The organism is Halovenus halobia (genome assembly GCF_051414135.1).
Lineage (GTDB): Archaea > Halobacteriota > Halobacteria > Halobacteriales > Haloarculaceae > Halovenus > Halovenus halobia.
Map to the genome: position 1 here is coordinate 560,265 of NZ_JBLKOA010000001.1, position 21,940 is coordinate 582,204.

General features: G+C 62.2%; 15 protein-coding genes. 9 read left to right on the forward strand and 6 right to left on the reverse strand.

The features are described 5' to 3' along the window. Window positions 1-23 precede the first annotated feature (23 nt). Window positions 24-713: a TVP38/TMEM64 family protein gene (locus tag ACMGFM_RS03120; RefSeq protein WP_436900915.1), complete on the reverse strand. Its 690-nt coding sequence runs from the start codon at window positions 711-713 to the stop codon at window positions 24-26. Between the two features lie 134 nt (window positions 714-847). On the opposite strand from ACMGFM_RS03120, the gene ACMGFM_RS03125 reads away from it, so the two are divergent. The 3 genes from ACMGFM_RS03125 to ACMGFM_RS03135 are packed head-to-tail and all read left to right on the forward strand — an operon-like array spanning window position 848 to window position 5,238. Then, complete coding sequence (locus tag ACMGFM_RS03125) at window positions 848-2,470, forward strand: GTPBP1 family GTP-binding protein (protein ID WP_436900917.1); 1,623 nt, start codon at window positions 848-850, stop codon at window positions 2,468-2,470. A 40-nt stretch (window positions 2,471-2,510) separates the two neighbouring features. Continuing rightward, window positions 2,511-4,322: a formate/nitrite transporter family protein gene (locus tag ACMGFM_RS03130; protein ID WP_436900918.1), complete on the forward strand. Its 1,812-nt coding sequence runs from the start codon at window positions 2,511-2,513 to the stop codon at window positions 4,320-4,322. 55 nt (window positions 4,323-4,377) lie between these two features. After that, entirely contained in the window at window positions 4,378-5,238 is an 861-nt protein-coding gene (locus ACMGFM_RS03135; RefSeq protein WP_436900919.1) for a universal stress protein, read from the forward strand. 6 nt (window positions 5,239-5,244) lie between these two features. On the opposite strand, the gene gatE is transcribed toward ACMGFM_RS03135, so the two are convergent. Next, window positions 5,245-7,113, reverse strand: a complete 1,869-nt coding sequence (gatE, locus tag ACMGFM_RS03140) for a Glu-tRNA(Gln) amidotransferase subunit GatE (RefSeq protein WP_436900920.1) — start codon at window positions 7,111-7,113, stop codon at window positions 5,245-5,247. Window positions 7,114-7,260: 147 nt separating this feature from the next. Between gatE and ACMGFM_RS03145 the strand changes: the two genes are divergently transcribed. Then, window positions 7,261-7,743, forward strand: coding sequence for a hypothetical protein (locus tag ACMGFM_RS03145; RefSeq protein WP_436900921.1), 483 nt, complete (start codon window positions 7,261-7,263; stop codon window positions 7,741-7,743). Window position 7,744: 1 nt separating this feature from the next. Here the strand turns inward: ACMGFM_RS03145 and ACMGFM_RS03150 are convergent, their stop codons facing one another. Together ACMGFM_RS03150 and rqcH are read right to left on the reverse strand one after the other, a co-directional pair. Beyond that, window positions 7,745-8,803, reverse strand: coding sequence for an NAD(P)-dependent glycerol-1-phosphate dehydrogenase (locus tag ACMGFM_RS03150; RefSeq protein WP_436900922.1), 1,059 nt, complete (start codon window positions 8,801-8,803; stop codon window positions 7,745-7,747). Between the two features lie 102 nt (window positions 8,804-8,905). Further along, on the reverse strand, window positions 8,906-11,035 hold the full coding sequence (gene rqcH, locus ACMGFM_RS03155; protein WP_436900923.1) for a ribosome rescue protein RqcH: 2,130 nt from the start codon (window positions 11,033-11,035) through the stop codon (window positions 8,906-8,908). Window positions 11,036-11,204: 169 nt separating this feature from the next. Between rqcH and ACMGFM_RS03160 the strand changes: the two genes are divergently transcribed. Beyond that, a complete protein-coding gene (locus ACMGFM_RS03160; RefSeq protein WP_436900924.1) occupies window positions 11,205-13,082 on the forward strand; it encodes a methyl-accepting chemotaxis protein in 1,878 nt (625 codons plus the stop codon). Between the two features lies 1 nt (window position 13,083). On the opposite strand, the gene ACMGFM_RS03165 is transcribed toward ACMGFM_RS03160, so the two are convergent. After that, window positions 13,084-13,725, reverse strand: coding sequence for a DUF309 domain-containing protein (locus ACMGFM_RS03165; protein WP_436900925.1), 642 nt, complete (start codon window positions 13,723-13,725; stop codon window positions 13,084-13,086). 93 nt (window positions 13,726-13,818) lie between these two features. Between ACMGFM_RS03165 and ACMGFM_RS03170 the strand changes: the two genes are divergently transcribed. From ACMGFM_RS03170 to ACMGFM_RS03185, 4 genes are read left to right on the forward strand one after another with little or no spacing between them, the layout of a single operon-like run. After that, complete coding sequence (locus ACMGFM_RS03170) at window positions 13,819-16,461, forward strand: transglutaminase TgpA family protein (RefSeq protein WP_436900926.1); 2,643 nt, start codon at window positions 13,819-13,821, stop codon at window positions 16,459-16,461. Further along, the gene (locus ACMGFM_RS03175; RefSeq protein WP_436900927.1) at window positions 16,458-17,048 is read left to right on the forward strand and encodes a DUF7269 family protein; all 591 of its coding nucleotides are present in this window, start codon (window positions 16,458-16,460) and stop codon (window positions 17,046-17,048) included. Before ACMGFM_RS03170 ends, ACMGFM_RS03175 begins: the two co-directional genes overlap by 4 nt. Next, window positions 17,045-18,403 carry a DUF58 domain-containing protein gene (locus ACMGFM_RS03180; protein WP_436900928.1) on the forward strand — a complete coding sequence of 453 codons (1,359 nt, stop codon included), beginning with the start codon at window positions 17,045-17,047 and terminating at the stop codon, window positions 18,401-18,403. The genes ACMGFM_RS03175 and ACMGFM_RS03180 overlap by 4 nt, the downstream gene beginning before the upstream one ends. Then, entirely contained in the window at window positions 18,400-20,010 is a 1,611-nt protein-coding gene (locus tag ACMGFM_RS03185; RefSeq protein ID WP_436900929.1) for a DUF7519 family protein, read from the forward strand. The genes ACMGFM_RS03180 and ACMGFM_RS03185 overlap by 4 nt, the downstream gene beginning before the upstream one ends. Here ACMGFM_RS03185 and ACMGFM_RS03190 read toward each other — a convergent pair. Further along, entirely contained in the window at window positions 20,007-21,914 is a 1,908-nt protein-coding gene (locus tag ACMGFM_RS03190; protein WP_436900930.1) for a DEAD/DEAH box helicase family protein, read from the reverse strand. The genes ACMGFM_RS03185 and ACMGFM_RS03190 overlap by 4 nt on opposite strands. Window positions 21,915-21,940 lie beyond the last annotated feature (26 nt).

A 21,940-nucleotide genomic window follows, 5' to 3' on the forward strand; every position in this document is an offset into this window, starting at 1 on the left:
GCACCCCTTAGACGTAGCGCCGCCTACCAGCCGAGAGACCCAATAAGTGAGCGAACTCGCTCGCGCTGGTGATAGCCGAGTACAGAGACAGCCGCGAGTACACCCAACAGCACCAGTGCTGGTTTGACGTCTCCCGCGGCCAGTTCGCCACCAGCATACACTGTGAGTACGTACGCTGGGAGCCGCCCAACGATGATGACAACCAGAAATGTTCTGAGCCGCCACTTGGTGAGACCACTGAGAAAACAGATGGCGTCGTCGGGTAGTCCGGGAATGATAACGAACAGAAACAGCCCCGGAATTCCGACCCGGTCGACAAACCCGTCGAACTGTGTCACCACGTCCTCGTGCAACAAGCGTTCGACAAACGGCCGCCCGAACCGCTTGGCGAGGGTAAAGGCGACGGCACTACCCAGTAGTACGCCCGTAAGACTGTACACTGTGCCCGCCACTGGGCCAAATGCGTAGCCGGAGACGAGTGCGATTACCTGCCCAGGAATCGGTGCGACGATGACTTGTGTCGCCTGGATGAGGATCAGTGCCAGCGGCGCAAAGACGCCGAACTGGTCGAGCCAGTCTCGCAACTGCTCGGCGTCGAAGATGAACGGCACATACTGCCGGACGAGATACGACAGTGTCACGACAGCGACGAGCAACAGCGCCACACCTGCAACTGCCCGCCAGCGCGCGCTCCGTGAAGAGAAGATGCGCATCTACTTTGACAGTTAGTCGACGTGAACTTGAATCCTTGAGTCACGTTTCTGAGCCTGCAGGTCGGTTGGTTTAGCCGGTGTAAGGGGTGCAACGCCGGGGAAGGCTTATTTACAATGGCATGTAACCCCACGCCATGGGCCCGCAACCCGCCGCCCTCGAACGCGTCATCGAGCGCGGTGAACGCGAGGGCGGGAGCGTGGAGTTCAAAGAACGGCTCACGAAGGACCTTCATCTCTCAGATGACCGCTTAGATAGTCTCGTCGCCCAGTTGCGACACCGGGTACTCTCGGGCGATGGGACCGCAACCTACGTAATCGGGGTCAGTGACGACGGGACGATCTCGGGAATCGGTCAGGAGACGTTCTCCGAGTCGATGGATGTGCTGTCTTTGCTCGCCGAGAAGGCAGACGCTCACATCGCCGACGTGGAAACTTGGGGCGTCGACTGGCGCGAGACGAACGACGAACAGACACGACTGGTTGGACTCGCTACCGTCGAAGAAGGGCCGGTGATGGAAGACGACGAACACATCGTTATCGGGACTGCCGGCCACGTCGACCACGGGAAATCGACACTCGTCGGCTCTCTCGTCACCGGCGAGGCCGACGATGGCCAGGGTGGCACTCGGGGCTTTCTGGATGTCCGCCCTCACGAAATCGAACGCGGTCTCTCGGCAGACCTGTCCTACGGTGTCTACGGCTTCGACGCCGACGGTCCTGTCCGAATGGACAACCCACACCGCAAGGGCGACCGCGCTCGTATCGTCGAGGAGGCCGACCGTCTGGTTTCCTTCGTCGACACTGTGGGTCACGAGCCGTGGCTCCGAACCACCATTCGTGGGCTGGTGGGCCAGAAACTCGATTACGGACTCCTGACCGTGGCTGCCGACGACGGCCCCACGAAAACCACTCGAGAACATCTGGGAATCTTGCTCGCTACGGAGTTACCGACCATCGTCGCAATTACAAAAGCTGACTTGGTCGATGACGAGCGTCTCACCGAGGTCGAACGAGAAATTGAGCGACTCCTCAGAGACGCAGACCGCTCGCCGCTGCGAGTACAGCGCCACGGCGTTGAGGCAGCTATCGACGAGATCAGTGAGACTGTCGTCCCGGTCCTTACGACGAGTGCGGTTACGCAGGAGGGACTCGACGACCTGGATACGCTGTTCGAGCAGTTGCCCAAAACCGGCGACACGACCGAGGCCGACGAGTTTCAGATGTACGTCGACCGGACGTACAATGTCACCGGTGTCGGTGCAGTCGCGTCGGGGACGATCAGAACCGGCAGCGTCGAGGCCGGCGACGAACTCCTGCTCGGTCCGATGCCCGACGGCACCTTCCGCGACGTAGAAGTCCGCAGTATCGAGATGCACTACCACCGCGTCGAGGAAGCAACCGCGGGGCGAATCGTCGGCATCGCGCTCAAGGGTGTCGACGAGGCAGAAATCGAGCGCGGAATGGCACTTCTGCCGCGGGACGCGAACCCCGACCCGGTCAGGGAGTTCGAGGCCGAGGTGATGGTGCTCAACCATCCGACGACCATCGGCGAGGGGTACGAACCGGTCATCCATCTCGAAACCGTCAGCGAGGCGGCGGCAATCTATCCCGACGATGGCCAACTCCTCCCCGGCGACAGCGGGACTGCAACGGTCCGGTTCAAGTTCCGCCCGTACCTCATCGAAGAGGGCCAGCGGTTCGTCTTCCGAGAGGGCCAATCGAAAGGTGTCGGCACAGTCTCGAACCTCGACCCGTAATCCAAACTATTACCAGCGCCGCTATGGAAGCCACAGTCGAATGTCGCACAGTGACGACGAACCCGAGCAGAGTTCCGATCAGCGCGGTGGGCCGCCCTCTGAGGGGTCGGTCGTCCGGGACCGGTTCTCTTCGGACGAAATCTTCCAGCGGATTATCGCCGCCGCAGAGGAGGAGATCACCGAAGGCCGGCGCGAACTGTTTTTCAGTGCCGTCGCCGGTGGGTTCGCCATCACGATTACCGTCCTCGTCTACGCCTCACTGCTCGCAACCACGTCACCGACCAACGAGTTCGCCGACGCCAACCGTGTGGTCGCGTCGATGCTGTATCCCATTGGATTCATCTACATCATCATCGGCGGCTACCAACTGTACACGGAGAACACACTGCCGCCGGTCGCGTTGACGCTCGAACGCCTTGCGTCCTTCCCTGCACTCTTTCGCAACTGGGGAATCGTCGCGCTCGGTAACTTCACCGGCGGCGCTATTGGCGCACTCGTGCTCGCTCAAACCGGCGTGCTCACGCCGGAGGCCTTCGGGATGGTCAAATATCTCGGGCAAAAGGGGATCGAGGAACCGGTCTGGAACCTCTTTTTCAAGGGCGCATTCGCGGGGCTGATTGTCGCCGGCGTCGTCTGGGTCGAGTACGCCTCCCGTGATACGATTTCTCGGCTCGTCGTCGTCTATCTGGCCTTCCTCTGTATCCCGCTCGGAAATCTCTATCACGTCGTCGTCTCGTTCACCGAGATGGTCTTTCTGCTCTCGCTTGGTCAGGTCGGGGCCGCGACGGGGATGCTCCAGTTCGTGATACCGGTCTTTCTCGGTAACACGGTCGGCGGCGTCGTCCTCGTTACGGTCGTCAACTACTACCAGACCAGCGAGGGACGACTCGGTCCGATGGACGACGACAGAAGCTTCAGCCGACTCTCACCCGAAGAGTGGGCCCTGGGGAGTCTGGTCGGCCGCCAGTACGTCCCGCTTCTGGACACCCACGGTGGCTCAGACGGCCCGGGTGAGGGCCACCAAATCATGGTCCCCATCTCGAATCCCCGAACTGAGTCGGGACTCGTCGAATTTGCCTACACTGTCGCCAGCCAGCACCAGAACGTCTCGGTCCATCTGGTCCACATCGTAGAGGTACCAAACCGGATGACGATGCGTGCTGGCTCCGGACAGCGGGCGCAGATTGTCCGCGAATCCGAGCGGAAACTCAGTGATTTCCGTGACCGCGCGGAGGATTTCGACCTCGCCGTCGAGAGTTCGACAGTTGTCTCCTACAACGCCTTCAGAGAAATCTTCCACCAGGTGGCCGACGAGCAGCCGGACCAGGTCGTGATGGCGTGGGACGACAACAAGCCGTGGGGAACCATCAAGTCTGCCAGCAAAATCGACGAACTCACCGGCACGCTTCCCTGTGAATTTCTGGTGCTCAAAGACCGCGGGCTGGAACTGGACGAGGTACTGCTCGCCACCGCCGGCGGTCCGGACTCGGACCTGAGTGCCGAAGTCGTTCGGGCGCTCCAGACGGAAGTTGGCGTCGATGTCTCGCTGTTGCACGTCGTCGACAGCCCCGAGGAACGCGAGGCCGGCGAACGGTTCCTTTCCTCGTGGGCCGCCGACCGTGGCCTCGACGACGCGAGACTCATCGTCGACGACTCCGGGGACGTGGAGGGGGCAATCGAGCGCGAAGCCGAGCAGCGGTCGCTGGTGCTGCTGGGCGCGACTGAACGAGGACTGCTCTCCCGACTCGCCTCGAACTCGCTGCATCTTGACGTGGTCAACACTGTCGACTGTTCGGTGTTGCTCGCGGAAAAACCGTACCGGCGGTCGCTGCGCCAGCGGCTGTTCGGCTAGGTCGTCGGCGGACGGGTGCCAAACCATTTTTATAGTGGTGCTCGTAGCCACAGACGTGTACGATGACATCTTGCTCCCATTCGACGGGAGTGACGGGGCAGCGGAGACACTGCATCATGTGGCCGAAATCGCTCACCGGGCCGACGCCACTATCCACCTCCTCTTCGTGGCCGATACGACCCGCGACAGCGTCACAGTCGTCGAAACGGACGTCGTCGACGCTCTCGTCCAGAAAGGCGAGGGTATCGTCGAAGAGGCCGAAGAGACACTGGACACACTCGGCGTAGAGTACGACTCTGACGTCGTGCAGGGTAACCCAGCACCGACGATTGTCGAGTACGGTGACGAGTACGACTACGACCTGATTGCGATGCCGACACACGGTCGTCAGGGGGTGTCGCGGTACCTGCTCGGCAGTGTCACTGAAAAAGTTGTGCGCCTGTCCTCGCTGCCGGTGCTCACGGCGCGAATGGAGCCCGACGAACAGTTCCAGTTTCCGTACGAGAACATCCTCATTCCGACGGATGGGAGTCCAAGTGCCGTCCGTGCCGGCGAGTACGGCTGCTCGCTGGCGGCGGCGCTTGACGCGACCGTCCACGTGCTGTCTGTCGTCGACGAAGGCTCGTTCGGCGTGGACGTTCGCTCGGGGCTGGCTAGACAGGAGCAGGCGGCGACCGAAGCCGTCGAAGGGGTCGTCTCCGAGGCAGCAGACCAGGGAGTTACGGCAGTCGAACACGTCGAGCACGGGACGCCACTGGAAGAGATACTCGACACCGTCGACGCCAACGACATCGACGCCGTGGTGATGGGGACGGCCGGGCGGCGCGGCGCAGAGCGAATCCTGCTGGGCAGTGTCGCTGAGAAGACAGTTCGCTCCGTTCCGGTTCCCGTCTTCACGCTGGCGAATGACGAGTGAGTCCGGTCAGGCTCGTTTCTGAATCTCTTCACGGAGCACGTCGCTCACCACGTCGCCGTCTGCCTTCCCACGGAGCGCGCCCATGCACTCACCCATCAGCGCGGAGAACGCACCCATTCCTTCATCGGCAATCTGGTCTTCGTGGCGCGACACCACCTCGACGACAGCCTCTCGAACCTCGTCTTCGCCGGCACTGCCGAGGTCCAGTTGCTCGGCGGCTTCGGACGCCGTCAAGTCGGGGTTCTCTGCCATCGCGGTCAGAAGCTCCGGAACACCTTCTTTTGCAAGTTCGTCCTTAGCCAGCAGCGTAAACAGCTCCTCGAAGTGGCCGTCGGTGAGATTCTCGACGGGAACATCGTCACGACGGAGTTCCGTGACCGTCGATTCGAGAGTGCCCGCGGCCTGGGTCGGGTCGACGCCCATCTCGACGGCGCGCTCGAACAGTTTCATTCGGCGGCCGTAGGCCACTTGCTCCGCGAGGGCGGGGTCGAGACCCATCTCTGATTCGTACCGGTTCACTTTCTCGGTCAGCAGCTCCGGCGTGTCGACTTCGGTCGGGTCGAGGTCAACCGGTGGTACGTCGGTTTCGGGGTACATCCGCGCCGCGCCGGGCAGCGGTCGAAGGTACCGCGTCGTCCCGTCCTCGTTCGCGTCCCGTGTCTGCTCGGGAACGCCCTCCAGTGCCTGCTCGGCCCGGTCCGCGACGGCGTCGATTGCGAGTTCTGCTGTCTCTGGGTCGTCGGCGACCAGCGCAACGGCGTCCTCTGGGCCAGCACCGACCGCATCCCGTAGTTCTTCGACTTCGGCTTCGGTCACGCCGTAGGCAGGTAGTTCGTCAGTGTGGAAGATACCGCCCGCGCCGTGGCGCTTGGCGTGGTCGGCGAACTCTGTCCCGAGGCGGCGGTCTGGCAGAATCTCTCGGCCGACGAGTCCGTCGAAGCCGGTCAGCAAGACAGCGTAGGCCTTTCCGCCACCGGACAGCGCGCCGCCGATGACGCCGCTGTCGGTCTCAGCGAAGACATCCGAGACATCCTGTACCTGACCGACACTGCCGTCTCTATCTGCGAGTTCGTCGGCAATATCGAGCAGTTCGACCTGCCGGCGGACTTCGTTGCGAACGATGTCGTCAATGTCGTCGAGGCTCTGGACGCCCTTGATTTCGACGCGGGCACCCTCCGCAATCGAGACGTTGACGTCCTGTCGAATCGTCCCGAGTCCGCGTTTGACTTTCCCCGTCGAGCGCAGAAGCATCCCGATCCGTTCGGCGGCGTCGCGGGCCTGCTCCGGTGAGGAGATGTCTGGTCTCGTTCCAATCTCGACCAGCGGAATCCCCAGACGGTCGAGGCTGTAGCGCACGCCAGCGTCTGTTTCCTCCACACGCTGGGCGCTCTCCTCTTCGAGCATCAGGTCCTCGATACCAACAGTCCCTTCGTCGGTTTCGATCACACCGTCGGTTGCGGTGAGCATCGTTCGCTGGAACCCCGTCGTGTTCGAGCCGTCGACGACAATTTTCCGCATCACGTGGGCCTGGTCGACTGGCTCCATATCGAGCAGTTGGGCGATTTCGAGCGTCGTCGTGACCGCCTCGGTGTCGACTCGTCGCGGCGGTTCGTCGTCTTCCTCGACCAGACAGGTGCTGTCGAAGGCGAGATACTCGAACTCTCGGTCGACGCGGCTCTCCTCGACGGCGGCCTGGTCCAGTTCGCCGAGTTCACTTTTTGTTGGATGGAGATACCGCGTGAACGTCCGGGTCGCGGCCTCCGGTTCGCGCAGGCGCGTCGGACAGTTACAGAACAACTTCGTCTCGGTATTGAGTTGCTGGTGGATCTCCAGTCCCGCAACTAACCCGAGATCGTCGTAGTCGTATTCACTCATTGCTCATCGGTGGGTTACCCAGTGCTAAAAAACGTACTATACACGCAAGTCGAGACCCGAGTGGGGCCCTCAGTTGTTTATAAGTGATGTTTTTGAGACTGATAACGTCCAGCCGGGTTTAGGTGCGTGGGGTGTTCAGTGTGAAGTATGGGAGTGGTGGAGCAGACAAGCGGCGCGGTAGAGTCGCAGCTCTCTGCGCTGGAGGAGTCGTATGGCTCGTTTTCGGTCAGCCAGCGCACCGTGACGGTTCCGACGGCACAGTACGAAAATCGGCGCGGTGAGGATGGGTGCCAGCAGATCGACCTGTACGCGAAAGTTCACAACGAACAGTCTGAGGTGTTGCACGTCGAGCGCGAGGGACCGACGGTACTGCCCTCTGCAGAGACGACTATCGACGCGGAACTCGAACGGGTGGCACGCCAGACAGTCGAAACTGAAGCGGGTGTCACCTGTCAAATTGATGGGGTTGACGCAGTGACGATACTCGGTTTACAGGACGCAACCGATACGGACCGAGAGACGGTGTACACACTCGCTGTCGTGTTTGAAGCGCAGTACACAGACGGGGCGCCTGACGACCCTGCTGTCTGGAAGTCTTTCGACGCCGAGGACCACCCGGCGTACGCCTGACCTAGATGACGCCCGTAACGCTCGCGGCCTCACGGGCTGCGTCTTCACTGATTCCATCGCCAAGAATGGTGTAGCGGTCGCGAATCGTGTGGGCAGTGGTCAACGCTTCGATCACTGTGTCATCGTCGATACCAATTTCTGTGGCTGTCGTCGGGGCGCCGATACTATCCAGCGCGTCGCGGACGTTGTGCCACTCTTCGCGGTTACCACCCTGCAGGTATGCGGTGATGATCGACCCGATGCCGACCTGATGGCCGTGTAGCGCCGTCCCCGGAGCCAGTCGGTCCAGTTGGTGGCTAAACAGATGTTCTGCCCCGCTGGCGGGGCGAGACGAGCCTGCGATACTCATTGCAACACCCGAAGAGACCAGTGCCTTGACGACAATCCAGGCAGATTCTTCGAGTCCTCGCTTGATCGAGTCTGACTGCTCGACGAGCATCTCGGCGGTCATCTGTGAGAGTGCGCCCGCGTATTCGGAGTACTCGACATTCTTGAGGCGGTGTGCAAGTTGCCAGTCCCGGACTGCAGTGTAATTCGAGATGATATCCGCACAGCCTGCGGTCGTGAGTCGCCACGGTGCGTCAGCGATGATTTCGGTGTCAGCGATGACTGCAAGCGGTGGTTCGGCGGCGACGCTATGTCTCGTGTCGCCGTCGGGGACCGACCCGCGACCAGAGACGATACCGTCGTGGCTCGCTGCTGTCGGAATCGAGATGAACCCGAGGTCACGGTCTGCGGCGGCCATTTTTGCGATGTCGATTGCTTTCCCGCCACCGAGTCCAACCAGATAGCCGGGGTCGACTGCCTCAGCGCGCGCGAGTACTTCTTCGATGGCGTCGAAACTCGCCTCCTCGACGATGATTATCTCGGGCTCTGGACCGACACTCGACAGCGCGTCGATCACCTGCTCACCTGCGACTTCCCGGGGAGTTGGGCTGGTCACGATGAGTGGTTGGCCGGGCAGATGGGTATCTGCGACCACATCTGCGGTCTGGCCGAGGACGCCGTGGCCCACCACCACGCTCCGCGGGAGTCGAATCCAGGTCGACTTCTCGAACATAGCGGCTCATACTCTCTCGGGTCCTATGAAGATAGGGATGTCTGGTGGCGAACGGTCACAGTTCGAGTTCTGAGTCGGAACCGGTCACAAAAACGATGTCCGCTACTCTCGCATCACGCTACCGCCCGGCGGCAGAAACTCCTGAATGAGGTCTGGGCTGGCAACCTTCCGGACGAACGAATCGTCTGCGAACCGCTCTCGGAACTCCCGGTAGAGACGTTTTGCGATGTCGTTCTGGGCGTATTTGCCCGGTTCGACCTCGATAACCGTCTCTGCGCGCTCACGGATCGGTTCCGGCGGGCCGCCGATGACCCGCGTCTCGGGTTCGCAGGTGATCCCAACCGCGACGCCCACCGGCGTATCCTCGAAGTAGGTGCGGTCGCCACGGATTGCGAACCCTCCTTTCTCCAAGAATTCACCGCTTTCGGGCGTCTTCGACACCTGGTCGTGGTCGACCATGTACGCGTCAGACGAGAAGCGCCCGTCCTTCCAGATAGATGAATACGAGACTGCGAACTGGGCGGCTTGCTCCTTCGAGCGGTCGGGAATCTCGAGGGAATCGTCGTAGGCCTCGCTCGGGCCGGTCGCTTTCAACACTGTTGCGGGACCGCCGTGGGCCTGCGTGTGGAAAAACAGGTCTCCGCGAGAGAGGTACTTCTTGACGATTGCCTCGTTTTCGTCTGCATTCCGGCCGCCAATGACGAGAAAGCCATCGCTCGTGTGGAACCACCGGAAGTCCTCGTACCAGTTTTCGGATTTGCGTACAGGCACCGACGAGCGCGAGAGCCAATCGATATCCTCGTCCTCGTCTTCTTCCTCGCCCTCGTCTGCTTCGCTCTGGTCTTCGGCCTCCCACTGGTCGCGGCGCTCTTTGACCGCTTCGAGTTCTTCGCGGGTGTTCTCGATGGCCTGCTGTGCACCCTCTTTTTTTCCTTCGATTCGCTTGGCCTCCGTGTAGAGTCGGTCTGCGTTCTTCTCGACGCCATCGCTGACACGAAGCGTCACGTCCTCGTCGTCAATCGTAATCGTCACCGTTCCCTCGCTGCCGTCGACTGACCTGACAGCCTCCGCCGCGGCGATACCCTGCTCTATGCCTTGCTCGAAGCGCTCCTCGATGTCCGCCCACGGTGTGCCTTCGTCGCGTGCGTTCCGGACCGTTGAGAGGATTTCGTTGGCGAGGTCGTAGTTCGCGTACAGCAGTTCAGCCTTCTCACGCTCTCTATCGGCCTGGCGCTGGAAGTCTTCGATTGCGCCCTGCTGCTGTTCGATGATTCGCTGTTGTTTCTCGATCTCGGCCTCGAAATCCGGCCGGTTGTGGTTCTCGGTCGCAACTTCTTCGTCTTCATCCTCGTCGAAGTGTGTGAAGTAATCGTCCAGCGCGTCGGTGAACTGCTCGAAGCGCTCGGGTTCGAGGTTGCCGTACTCCTCCATCGGGACCGCAGTCACGTCCATCCGCTGGCCCGACTTGTCCTCGTCATCGGTTCGCTCACGGTAGACTCGTGGGTCGAAATCTGCGGTGTCGATTCGTTCGCGGAGTTTGCGAACTTCCTCGTACAGCGCTTCGTACTGGCGCGCTTCGGCGTCCCCGATAGCCAGTGTCTTCTCGACACCGGCGCGAGTACAGAGCTCTTCGCCCCAGATACCACCAAAGTTCAACTGTGTCGCCAGTGTCCGAACAACGTCGGTGTCGGACTGGTCAAGTCGCGCCTCGAACGTATCGTAATCCACACGGAGGGGGTTGAACCGCGCGTCCGGGAACTCGTAGGTTCCGCCGGGGACAACGGTGCGAGACTTCAGCCGGATGGTATTGAGACAGTCGACGACCTCACCGGTTTCGTCGAGCACCGCGAGGTTACCGTCACCGAACAGTTCGGCGACCAGTGTCGTCGAGCCATCGCCTCGCTCGAAGGTAATCTCGACAATACGGTCGAACTCGAACTGTTCGACACTTGCGAGTTCTGCGCCTTCGAGACGGTTCCGGAGCATCATCGCGAAATTCGGCGGGCGCTCCGGGGCTGGCGGGACGTGTTCTGGTGGGGCGACGCGGAGATGTTTCGTCTCGCCGGTGTCGATGAGTAACTCTGTGCGTCCGTGGTCGAAATGTCGCATCTTCAGCCGCACCAGCCCGTTCTCGTAGAGATATGCCTTGTCGAGCTTGGCCCCCTCGTAGGCCGATAACTCCCCTGTCAGGGCGGCCAGGTCGACGCTGGTGAGCTCCCGCTTTGGTTCCATACTACGGGTTTGGAGCATCCCGGGCAAAGGCGTGTCGTTGCCGGGCCGACATCGAGTGTGGGGTTATCGTCGTTAACCACGCTATTGTAGTAGGTCGATGCCGTCAGTACCCATGTGAAGTCATGGATTGTCAAGATTGGGGCCGCGCGGCGACATGGGGTGGACGACGATGAAAGAGTCGTTACAGACGCTTCTTGGGGCGACAGGAAACGGAACGAGGGAGGAGTCCAGCAGGGCGACGAGTTCGGAACAGAGCGCGGACGCGATGGCAGAAACAATTGCCGACGACTGGTCACCAGAAGCCAGCGAACGCCAGTGTGAGTTGCTTTCGACGGTCTTCGAGGGGAGTGCACAACGAACCGAGCGCGTCCGAGCGGTTGCGGCCGACCAGCAAACTGCCGGGGTTCCCGTGACCGAGTTTCTCGGGAGCTACACGGCGGCGTTCGACGAGTTGCTCGACGACGCTTTCGGGAACCTGTCTGGCCCCGAGGCCCGAGACGCAAAACAGCGGCTCCGGACAGGATTTGAGCAGATTATGACCGACGCACAGGCCGGCGCAACTGTTTATTCCGAGGAAACCAGCACAGGAGGGGCAACACGACTGCTGGAGGCGCTTCCGTTTCCAGCGTTCCTGCTCGACGGTGACGGGACCGTCGTGACATACAACGACGGGCTTCGGAGTCTGCTGAGCCTCGGCGACGGCCACCGGGAGTTCGTCGGCAAGGACAACCGTGAGACCATCGCCGCGGCGACGTACACCGACGACAGCCGCCACTACAGTCTGGCCGACAAGGTGGTCGAGAATCCCCACGATGGCGACGAACACTGGGATATCGAGCGCGTCGACAGCGAGTACGACCACACGACAAACGTCGTCTACCGCGACCGTAGCGTCACGAAAGACCAGAGCGGGACGGAGACACACATCGAGTTTCTGGCGATGCCGCTGTTCGACGGCGGCGACCTGACGGGCGTGCTCGAACTGGTCTGGGACCGGAGCGAGGAGGTGTTGCGCGAGCGCTCGATGGCGAATCTCATCACCGAGGTGACCGAGACGCTGGACCGGATTGGCCAGGGTGACCTCGCCGCGAGAGCCGAGTTCACGGACGACCACGACGTCGTCGACGAGGAGTTACTGGCGCTGACGACGGCAATTAACGAGATGGCCGAGAGCTTCCAGGCCATCACCGAGGAAGTCGAGGAGACAGCCACACAACTGGCCAAGTCAGTGGAGACGACGGCCGCACTGGCCGACCGTATCGACGAACGTGCGGGACAACAGGCGAACTCCCTCGATACTGCGGCCGCGGAGATGAACGAGATTTCGACCGCCGTCGACGACGTGGCCTCGACTGCCGGAGACGTTGCCGAGGCAGCGGAATCCGCGCTGACAGCGGTCGAAGAGGGACTGTCTGCCGGTGAAGACGCGCGAGTGGTCGCCAGCGACGTACGCGAAACGAGCGCTGAACTGGTCGAGACTGTCGAGGAACTGGCGAACTCCGCAGACGATATCGAGACCGTCGTGGAAGTCATCGACGACGTGGCCGACCAGACGAGTATGCTCGCACTGAACGCGAACATCGAGGCCGCCCGTGCTGGCGGCGACGGCGGCGCTGGCTTCGCTGTCGTCGCTGACGAGGTAAAGACGCTGGCGACGGAGACACAGGACCACACCGAGGCAATTGCCGACCGTATTGCCGAGATTCAGTCACAGACAGAAGCGACGGTAACCGCTGCGGAGTCGACCGACGAGCAGATGGAGACGGTGGCAAAGAGCCTCGAAGAAGTTATCGACGCCCTCGAACAGTTCTCGACGCAGGTCGAAACCGTCGCGGACGGAATCAACCAAGTCTCGGCGGCCAACGAGAACCAGACCGAGACGATGGGACAGGTCGCGACCGAAATCGACGACATCCGTGACCGCGCCGTCGACGTGGCCGAGGCCGTCGAAGATATTGCCACGGAGACGGAGACGCAGCGAGAAGTCGTCACCGAACTATCCAACCGCGTCGAGACGCTGTCGGGTGCTGACAGCAGCGACGACTGACTCACTCCGAGGGCTCGAACAGACCAGACACATCGTCAACCTTGGCCTGCCGTCGGTCACAGTGCTGTTCGAGTCGCTGTGTGACGATGTCCTGTTGTGCTGGTTCGCGCACGTAATCGAAGACAAGCGGGAGGATTCTGCTGTCCGTCTCACCGCGGTCAGGTTCGGCAGTACCGTCGACATCTGCCCGCGCGAACTTGATTGCCTGTTCCAAGAGTTCCGCTTCACCTCGCGCTTCTGCCAATGCTTCGGCGGCGACAGCCGTGGCCTCGAAATCGAGGGCGGCAGGTCCAACGACGGTCCCGTGGTGGGTGAGTTGCAGTGGCCGACGGCGCTCGATTACTTCGGGGTCGCTAAGGAGCGTGTCAAGATACGCCCGGACGGCAGCAATATCGATACCGCGGTACTCGTCCGGAAGTACAGCGAGGTACTCGCCTGCGCTTTCGGCGAGGCCAGTCGCGCCGCCCCAGTTCCGGTTCCGTGCGTGATGGACGGCCGCAGTGTACTGGATTAACCCGTGGAGGAAGCGCTCGTCGTCACTGCCGCTCTCCAGGTCGAGCCAGTAGTCCTCCCAGCAGTCGTGGGCAGTGTGGTAGCCGCCGGCGTTGAACACCGCGATGCCGGCCCGGAGGTGTGCCTCCATAGCTGCCGTAGATGGCCAAGCGTCTAAAGACCATTGTACCGAACGATACATCTAACTTCGTCGCAGTCGAACTGACAGGCAATTCGCCGCCCTATGGACGACTCAACAGATGCGGCCGGCCGAGACTGGGCTCGCATCGGGCTCGTAGTGGGTGTGCTGGTTGCCGCGGTGACCCTCACGCTGGTGATGCCAGCCTTTGCCGTCGATGGACTGGCCGGTAGCCCTCTCGAACGACTGTTGCCCGGAGAAAGCGCTGACATCAGTTCCGGATCTGGGGGCTCCGGAAGTGGCCAACTTGGCGCGCTGAACCCCGGTTCCGGCACTGGTGTCGGCGGTGAAATCGGCCTCAACAGCGATACCTTTGCCTCGACGAACACCGAAATCCACTTCACCGTCACGAGCACTCAGCGGACGTACTGGCGGACGGCCGCTTACGGGACCTACACCGGCTCTGGGTGGGAACGCTCGACAGAGACACAGCCCGTCGACGGGGCAATCGAACGCACTGGCCCAGACGGGCAACGCATCGACTGGGAGGTTACGCTAAAGAAGGGAGCGTCGGCAGCACCGACGGCGTACCGACCGGCGCTCATACGTGGACTCGAAAATCCAGCAGTGACAGCCAACGGCGCGATTCAGCCTGGCTCCACACTCAGCCCCGGGGCGACAATCGAGGGTGTGAGCTACGCGCCGCGCGACGATGTCGGTTTGCTCCGGTCGACCGACGAATCCTATCCATCAGCGGTCGAACAGCGATACACCCAACTTCCGGAAGACACACCCGACCGCATTGCCTCGCGGACAGCTGAGGTATTCAACGAGGCAGACGCTACAGACCCCTACGAGAAGGCAGTCGCCGTCCAGGAGTATCTCCGCTCGACAAAAGAGTACAGCCTCGACGTCGGCGAGCGCAGTGAATCTATCGCAGATACATTCCTTTTCGAGATGGACGCCGGCTACTGCGAGTACTTCGCAACGTCGATGGCTGTGATGCTACGCTCCCAGGATATTCCGACGCGATACGTCGTCGGCTACTCCTCGGGCCAGAAAGTGGGCGACAACACCTACGAAGTTCGAGGAATGAACGCCCACGCCTGGGTCGAAGTCTACTTCGAGGACGTTGGCTGGGTTCGGTTCGACCCGACGCCGGGGAGCGAGCGTCTTGAGGCTCAGCAACAGGCGCTCGAGGAGCTCAACCAGGAGTTCGACCTGAGCGAAATCGGCAGCCCTGGCGAGCAGTTCGAGCCCGGCGGAACCACCGACACCGTCGATTCCGACGACGGGTTGCAGACCTCGCTTAACCGAACCGCGGTCCCCGGAACAGCTGTCGAACTCACCGTGACCTACGACGGACGAAATGTTCCCGGTGTTGAGGTGCTGTTCAACGGTGAGTCGGTCGGGATTACCAGAGGAGACGGCACAGTTATCGGGATAGTTCCGGACGCGCAGACACTGAACGTCTCGATCAGGGAGGGTGACGGGACGACACCGCAAGATATCGCGGAGGCGCTGTTTGGCTCCGACAGCGGGGCTGTCTCCACGCCAGACCTGGACGGCACCGACGGGATACTTTCCGCAGGTCGCTCAAGCCCCGCCACGGCTGGCGCTGGGGTTGGACGGAGCCTCGGGAGTGGCTCCGCCGAGGCGACGCTCGCCGCAACACAGACCGATGAGCCGGAGGACTCCCATCCAATCGAGCGGACGGCGTCGATCGTTGTAAGCGGCGAACCCGCACCGGGCAGTGACCTCTTGCTCACGGTTCGCATCGGCGATGTTGTCCTCGACGGTGCAACCGTCTCCGTCGACGATGAGGTGGTCGGAACCACGGACGAGAACGGACAGATAACTATCGGGTTGCCGGACAGCCCAGGTGAGATAACCGTCAGCGCCGAGCGTGACTCCCTCAGTGGTGAACGAACGATCCAGATTCCCGAGTTGACGATGGCTGTCGACACCGGTCTACTGGGGGCCAGCGCCGCCGGTACCGCGACAGTTACGGCCCGTCTCGACGGTGACCCGGTGACGGGCGTGCCAGTCCTCCTCGGTGGCGAGGAGGTAGCCGTCACCGGTCCGAACGGCACGGCACAGGTGAACCTGCCCGTGCGGCCGAGTGCGACAATCGCAATCGAGGCTGGCGGCCAGCGCAAACAAACCACGCTCACAGGACTGCTGTACGTCCCTGCTGCGGTCGGAGTTGGTCTGGTGGCGGTGTTCGGGGCCACGGCTGGATTGCTCGCCCGTCGTGGGGTGAGTCTGGGCGAGGCGGCGCAGCGAGTTCGAGCCGCTGCGAGAGCGCTGGGCCGCACCGTTCGCCGTGGCTTCGTGGCAGCGGTAACTAACGGTGACCGCTACGTCGGTATCGTCGGTGGACAGCTTGCAGGGTTGTTCACCGGCCGAACGACGCCAAGCGGCATATGGCGACGGTTCACGAGATGGATCGGTCGTGTCCTGACTATTGGCTCTTCAGAGTCGAACCACCGCCGTGACCCAGAGGCAGAGGTCACAGTGCGAGAGGCGTGGAACCGGTTTCTCGACGACGTGAGCGCGTCATCAGCAGAGACGCAAACGCCGGGAGAACTGGCAGCGCACGCTATCGAGGAGGATAACCTTCCCGAACAGCCCGTCACCGAACTCCGTGATACATTCCGAGAGGTCGAGTACGGCTCTCGGTCGCCGTCAGACCGACTACAGCGAGTGCAAGAGGCCATCGAGGAAATCGAACGAAAGGGCCAATGACACGACGAAGACGCTTCATTTTTGGAATGATTGGTATCGCCGCGGTGACGCTTGGCATTGCGCTGCTTCTCGCACCCGGCCTCGCTACTGTTGGCCCAATTGCGGGGGTGATTGAAGCACTCGATACGCTCGGAACGACAAACGTCTTGCTGGTGACTGGGCTCGGACTTATCGGCTATCTCGCGGTTGGATTGCGCTCGCCGACAGACACTGACGATACTAGCCCATTCAACTCGCCAGCAACCACACCGGAGGCGAGTGCCACCGAGATTGCCGGCGGCGAATTCGACGAGTTAGTCCAGTCTGCAGTCACCGACGGCGGCGAGTCGTTGCTCCAGGTCAAATCGCGCCTTGGCCAGACGGCGGCAACAGTGTATGCTGACAGGATGGACTGCCCGCCCCGGGAGGCGCGGGCCGCAATCGAGCGCGGCGAGTGGTGTGCAGACCCACTTGCGGCGGCTGTCCTCTCTGAACAGCAAACGGTCTCGTTTGGTGCACAGGTCCGACTATTCGTGTTGCCCAACCGCGAGCGCCGACGGCGAATCGAGCGAAGCCTTGCCGCAATCGAGCGGCTGGAGGCAGCATGAGCCGACTCGACCGCTGGGACGCCGGGCTTGTCGCCGCCCTCATTGCACTCGGCACCGGGCTCTTGCTAGCGAATCTCGTTCTCGTTTCGGGGGCTGTTGTCGGCCTCGTGTTTGCGCTCTATGGGACCATTTCGATGGTCCCGACGGACGTGTCTCTGTCCGCAACCAGAACGTTCGGTACCGGCGGCGCAACACCCGGTTCCGAGTTGACGGTCACTCTCGAAGTCGAGAACACGGGCGAGTCGGTTATTCCGGACCTCCGCGTCGCCGACGGTGTCCCCGACGCCTGTACTGTCGTGGCTGGGTCGCCACGGTCGAGCGGGCCGCTGACACCCGGCGAAACGGTCTCAATCGAGTATACCATCGTACTCGAACGGGGCCGCTTCGAGTTTGACCAGCCAACCTGTCGACTCCGCTCGCTGGCTGGGACTGATATCCAGACCCGCGCGGTTGCCGTCGAGGGCGACAGTTCGATAACCTGTGGCGCGCCAATCGCCGACCCACCGGCGACAGCCTCGACACTCCAGCATGCCGGCAGCGTTGGGACAGATACTGCCGGCAGCGGTCTGGAGTTCTACGCGACCAGACAGTACAACCCTGGCGACCCGATGAACCGCATCAACTGGCACCAGGTCGCAAAGACCGGCGAATTCGTCACCGTGCAGTACCGCCGGGAGCGGGCCGCCCGGACGGTGCTCGTCGTCGATTGTCGACCCTGTACCCGTGTCAGACGCAATCAGGGCTACCCGACGGCTGGTTCACTCTCTGTCTACGTTGCTGAACGCCTGTACGACGCACTCGGTGCTGCAGGCGTCGTGCGAACGCTCACCGCTGTCGGTCTCGACAGTGACGACGCCCAACCACTCCTTGGGCCGGATGGATTGCCGTGGGTCAGTCCAGATGCGCCCTCCGGCGCGTCGATAGCGCTGTTCGAACAGGCGACCAAGGTGGCTACCGACACGACCTCACCAGCGAACGATGCACCTGTGTCGAGTGCCGTGTCGTCGCTGGACACCGGCGGGCGGACGGGAGTCAGTGCGGATGGCGGCCCGACGCAGGATGAGCGAGTCGAACGGCTTCGGTCACGGATTCCGGGCGAGGCAGAGGTTATCGTCTGCTCGCCGCTGTTGGACGACTGGCCGGTCACGCTGGCTGAGAGTCTCAGCGCACACGGCCATCAAACGCTGGTCGTCAGTCCTGATGTCACCGGCGGTACCTCGACCGGGCAGCGAATCGATGGTCTCTCACGACGCCTCCGACTCCGTGCTCTCGCGCGGTTGGGCGTCGACGTGACAGACTGGCCGTCGAACTATCCGGTCGAATATGCGCTCGAACGAACACTTTCCCAGCTATGACCACGGCCAACCAACACCAGAACGCCGAGCGAACGCCGCCACGGACGAGTACTGTCCTCGCCACGGCGATTGGCCTGGTGGCCGCTGGAGCGCTCTTTGGCCAAACCACCGACCTCTGGACACCGGCCGCGCTTGGGGTTACCGGCATCCTCTCGTTGTCGGCCTGTTTCGAACTCGCAGCCCGCAGCGGAGCCAGCACCCAGCGTGGCTTTCTGCTCGGCGTGCTGACTATTCCCGTCGGTATCGGCTTCATCGGCGGCATCCTCGGTACCACTATCGTCCTCGTCGGCAGTCAGTTCCCCGTCCCAACCTCGCCGATGATTTCCGTCGCGATTCTCCGCATCCTCGGCGGCCTGAGTATTCTCATCGGCTGTACGATTACGCTGTTCGGGCTGGTGCTTGGTCGGCGAAACACGCTTTCGGAATCCTCGCTCAAGACGTACACCAAGACGGCCTTCGTCACTGCAAGCGCGCCAGTTCTTCTCGGACTTGGCCTCTTCGCGCGAGTTGCCCTCGCCGGCCGACCGGGCGCAACCCAGAGTTTGTTCGGCCAACTGCTCGACCAGGCAGTTCGGGTCGTCGTCGCTCCAACCCCTGCGCGCTTGCATCTTGGCTCGTTCCTGTTCGTGCTGACTGTTGCCGGAGCGTCTGTGGTGCTCTTTCTCCGGCAGATTCCCGTGGCTGACCTCCTTGCCGGCGGTGGCCGCAGGTTGACGCCGGAGTCTGCCTCGCGCCTCCAGCGACTCCTCCAGGTGGTTGTCAGCGCAACAGCGCTGTTGTTCGTTCCGGCAATCATCCTCGAAACGGTCGTCTCACCGGCACAACTCGAAGCGTCACTCGGTCCAGGATTGGTGGGCGCAATACAGGCGCTCACAACCGCTGGCTTCCTGCGGGTGTTGTTGTTCGGCCTGACCGCGGTGACACTTGGCTGGGTGGCAATCGACTCAGTGTTGGCGCAGTTTCTCCAGAGCGAGTCGGACCGCCAGCGGTGGTTTGGCCCATTTGTCGCCGGCGGGTTACTGACGGTGACGGCGGCACTGAGCGCGACACGAGCGTTCAATCTGGTGTTCCGACAGGCCACCGGCCGACTGCCAACGTCGCTGGGTGCCGAAGTGCAACGCCGTGTCCTGCCAGTCATCTCGGTGTACGGCGAGACGGCAGTCATCGTGTTGCTCGCGGGGGTCTTTGTCGCGCTGGCAGGCCTCATCGGCGCAACGTTCTGGTTTGCGGTGTCTTTCGGGTATCTTACCGACGAGGGGGCGGGCTTCTCGCTTGCCAGCGGTGGGCTCTTCCTGGCTGCGGTGGGTGCCGTTATCGGCGGGGCACCGACGTGGCTCGTACTCGGCGCACTGGTTGCCAGCCTCGTCGTTTGGGATATCGGCACCTTCGGCACGAAACTCGGTCGGGAAGTGGGTACCGGCGAAACACGAAGTCTGGAATTACTCCACGCGAGCGCGACGGTGTTTGTCGGCTTCCTTGCCGCAGTTGCCGCCTTTGGACTGTTCAAACTCGCTCCAACGTCTACCACCCCCTCGCCAACGACAACGCTCGCACTGGCCTGTCTCGGCGTCGGGATTGTCGCCCTGTCGCTCGCGATTCGCGACTAACGCTCCTCAGATTCGGCAGCCTCGCCAGACTCCTCATCCTCGTCTTCGAGTTCCATCTCGACAGTTTCTTCGGTCACTCGAATTCCTTTCTCGGCGAGGTGGCGCATCCGCCGGCGGGCAAAGTCCTCCTCCTGAGAGCCCTGCGTCGCGAGGACGTACATCCGGGCTCGTCCCGTCGGTCGCATCGTCCGACCGGCACGCTGGGTTCCCTGCCGGCGTGACCCACCCAGCCCGGACGCGACGATAGCGAGGGCAGCACTCGGAAGGTCAATTCCCTCGTCGCCGACGCGGGAGACAATCAGCGTCGACAGCGTCCCGTTGCGGAACTGCTCGAAATACTGCTCGCGGCGTGCGTGGGGCATTTCGCCGCTGATAAAGGGTGCGCCGAGTGCGTCCGAGTACGCCTGTCCCTGGTCGAGATATTCGACGAAAATCAACGCTTGCTCGTCAGGATGGCGGCTCAGCAGGACCTCGATTTCCGCCAATTTGGCCGGGTTGGTCGCGGCCACCTGTCGGCGTTCGTGGCCCTGGGCACTCACGTACTGGTTGCGAGCGTCGGTGTCACCCCACGGCACGAACCTGATTTGCACTTCTGGTTCGGCGACGTAGCCTGCCTCGAACAGTCCATCCCAGTCAGTGCCGATGGGTGGACCGATCAGCGTGAAGATATCGCTCTCGTTGTCGTCCTCCCGCACTGGCGACGAAGAGAGTCCGAGGCGGTGGCGCGTCTGCAGGTCTGCGCTCCGTCGATACACCGGCGCAGAGATGTGATGGACCTCGTCGTAGATAATCAGCCCCCATTCGCGGCTGTCGAAAAGCTGTCTGTGTCGGTCCATTCCGGCAGTTCGGTAGGTCGCGATGGTGACCGGTCGGATGTCTTTCCGTCCGCCGTGGTACTCGCCGACCTGCTCGGGTGTCAGCGTCGTATGTGCCAGCAGTTCGTCGCGCCACTGGCTGGCGAGTTCACGACCCGGCACGAGGATGAGCGTCTCGCCCTCGATTTCGCTGAGAATACCCATTGCCGCGACAGTCTTCCCGCTGCCTGGCGGGCCAACGAGGACACCAGAAGAGGTTTCGAGGAAGTTCGAGACCCACTGCTTCTGATACGAGCGCAGTTCGAGTTCGAGGTCGACTGGCAGTCGGTCGCCGCTCTCCAAGTCGCGCTCGTCTCGCACTGGGTAGCCTGCCTCGTAGAGAATGCGCTTGACCGCCGCAATCGACTCCTCGGCGACCCAGCTTTCCGTGTCGGAGATTGCAGCCCGAAGTTGGCCGTCGTCGAGTTTCTGGCGGGCAACGTTGCCCATCAGGTCTGTTGTTTCCGCCGTCAATACGGTATACCCATCCTCGTGCGTCTCGAGCACGAACTTGTTGGCTCGCTCGTACTGCGAGCGAATCCACGACTCCAGGCTTTCGGAGCGTTCGGGCAACACCGACCGAACCGTTCCGAGCAGGTCGTCCAGCGTTTCGTAGGGTGCTTGCCAGATGTCCTCCTGGCGAAGTTCGTACTTGTACGCACCAGCCCCGGTCGTGTCGATGAGATGGGCGAACTGCGAAAGCTGTGCGCGGGTGAACTGCTCGGGCTGGTCGACGACGATTTCGCGGCGCTCGGGAAAGAGAATCACTCGCTCGCGGTCGGTCATCCGCGCCCAGTCGACGGGATACCAGATAACCGGGTCGCTCGTCACGTCGAGTCGCTCTGCCGTTCCGGAGTCGGTGAGTTCGTCTAACTCTGCGACGGCTTCGTCGTGTGTGCACTCGCGCAACTGTGCGTACCGCGTCGCGGTCAGGACCGGTCGTCCGACCGCTTCGAGGGCGTCGTAGAACAGGTCTGGGTCGTCACCCTCCGCGTGCTGGTCGGGTTCGGGCACCGACTCACCATCATCCTGAGTCGTCTCGTCTGTCACTACTCTCTTTAGCCGCCGAGGATAGA

Coding starts and splice junctions, on each gene's coding strand:
- ACMGFM_RS03120 (WP_436900915.1), bottom strand. CDS start 713: ATGCGCATCTTCTCTTCACGGAGCGCGCGCTGGCGGGCAGTTGCAGGT.
- ACMGFM_RS03180 (WP_436900928.1), top strand. CDS start 17,045: ATGAGCCGACTCGACCGCTGGGACGCCGGGCTTGTCGCCGCCCTCATT.
- rqcH (WP_436900923.1), bottom strand. CDS start 11,035: ATGGAACCAAAGCGGGAGCTCACCAGCGTCGACCTGGCCGCCCTGACA.
- ACMGFM_RS03165 (WP_436900925.1), bottom strand. CDS start 13,725: ATGGAGGCACACCTCCGGGCCGGCATCGCGGTGTTCAACGCCGGCGGC.
- ACMGFM_RS03130 (WP_436900918.1), top strand. CDS start 2,511: ATGTCGCACAGTGACGACGAACCCGAGCAGAGTTCCGATCAGCGCGGT.
- ACMGFM_RS03125 (WP_436900917.1), top strand. CDS start 848: ATGGGCCCGCAACCCGCCGCCCTCGAACGCGTCATCGAGCGCGGTGAA.
- ACMGFM_RS03185 (WP_436900929.1), top strand. CDS start 18,400: ATGACCACGGCCAACCAACACCAGAACGCCGAGCGAACGCCGCCACGG.
- ACMGFM_RS03160 (WP_436900924.1), top strand. CDS start 11,205: ATGAAAGAGTCGTTACAGACGCTTCTTGGGGCGACAGGAAACGGAACG.
- gatE (WP_436900920.1), bottom strand. CDS start 7,113: ATGAGTGAATACGACTACGACGATCTCGGGTTAGTTGCGGGACTGGAG.
- ACMGFM_RS03170 (WP_436900926.1), top strand. CDS start 13,819: ATGGACGACTCAACAGATGCGGCCGGCCGAGACTGGGCTCGCATCGGG.
- ACMGFM_RS03150 (WP_436900922.1), bottom strand. CDS start 8,803: ATGTTCGAGAAGTCGACCTGGATTCGACTCCCGCGGAGCGTGGTGGTG.
- ACMGFM_RS03145 (WP_436900921.1), top strand. CDS start 7,261: ATGGGAGTGGTGGAGCAGACAAGCGGCGCGGTAGAGTCGCAGCTCTCT.
- ACMGFM_RS03175 (WP_436900927.1), top strand. CDS start 16,458: ATGACACGACGAAGACGCTTCATTTTTGGAATGATTGGTATCGCCGCG.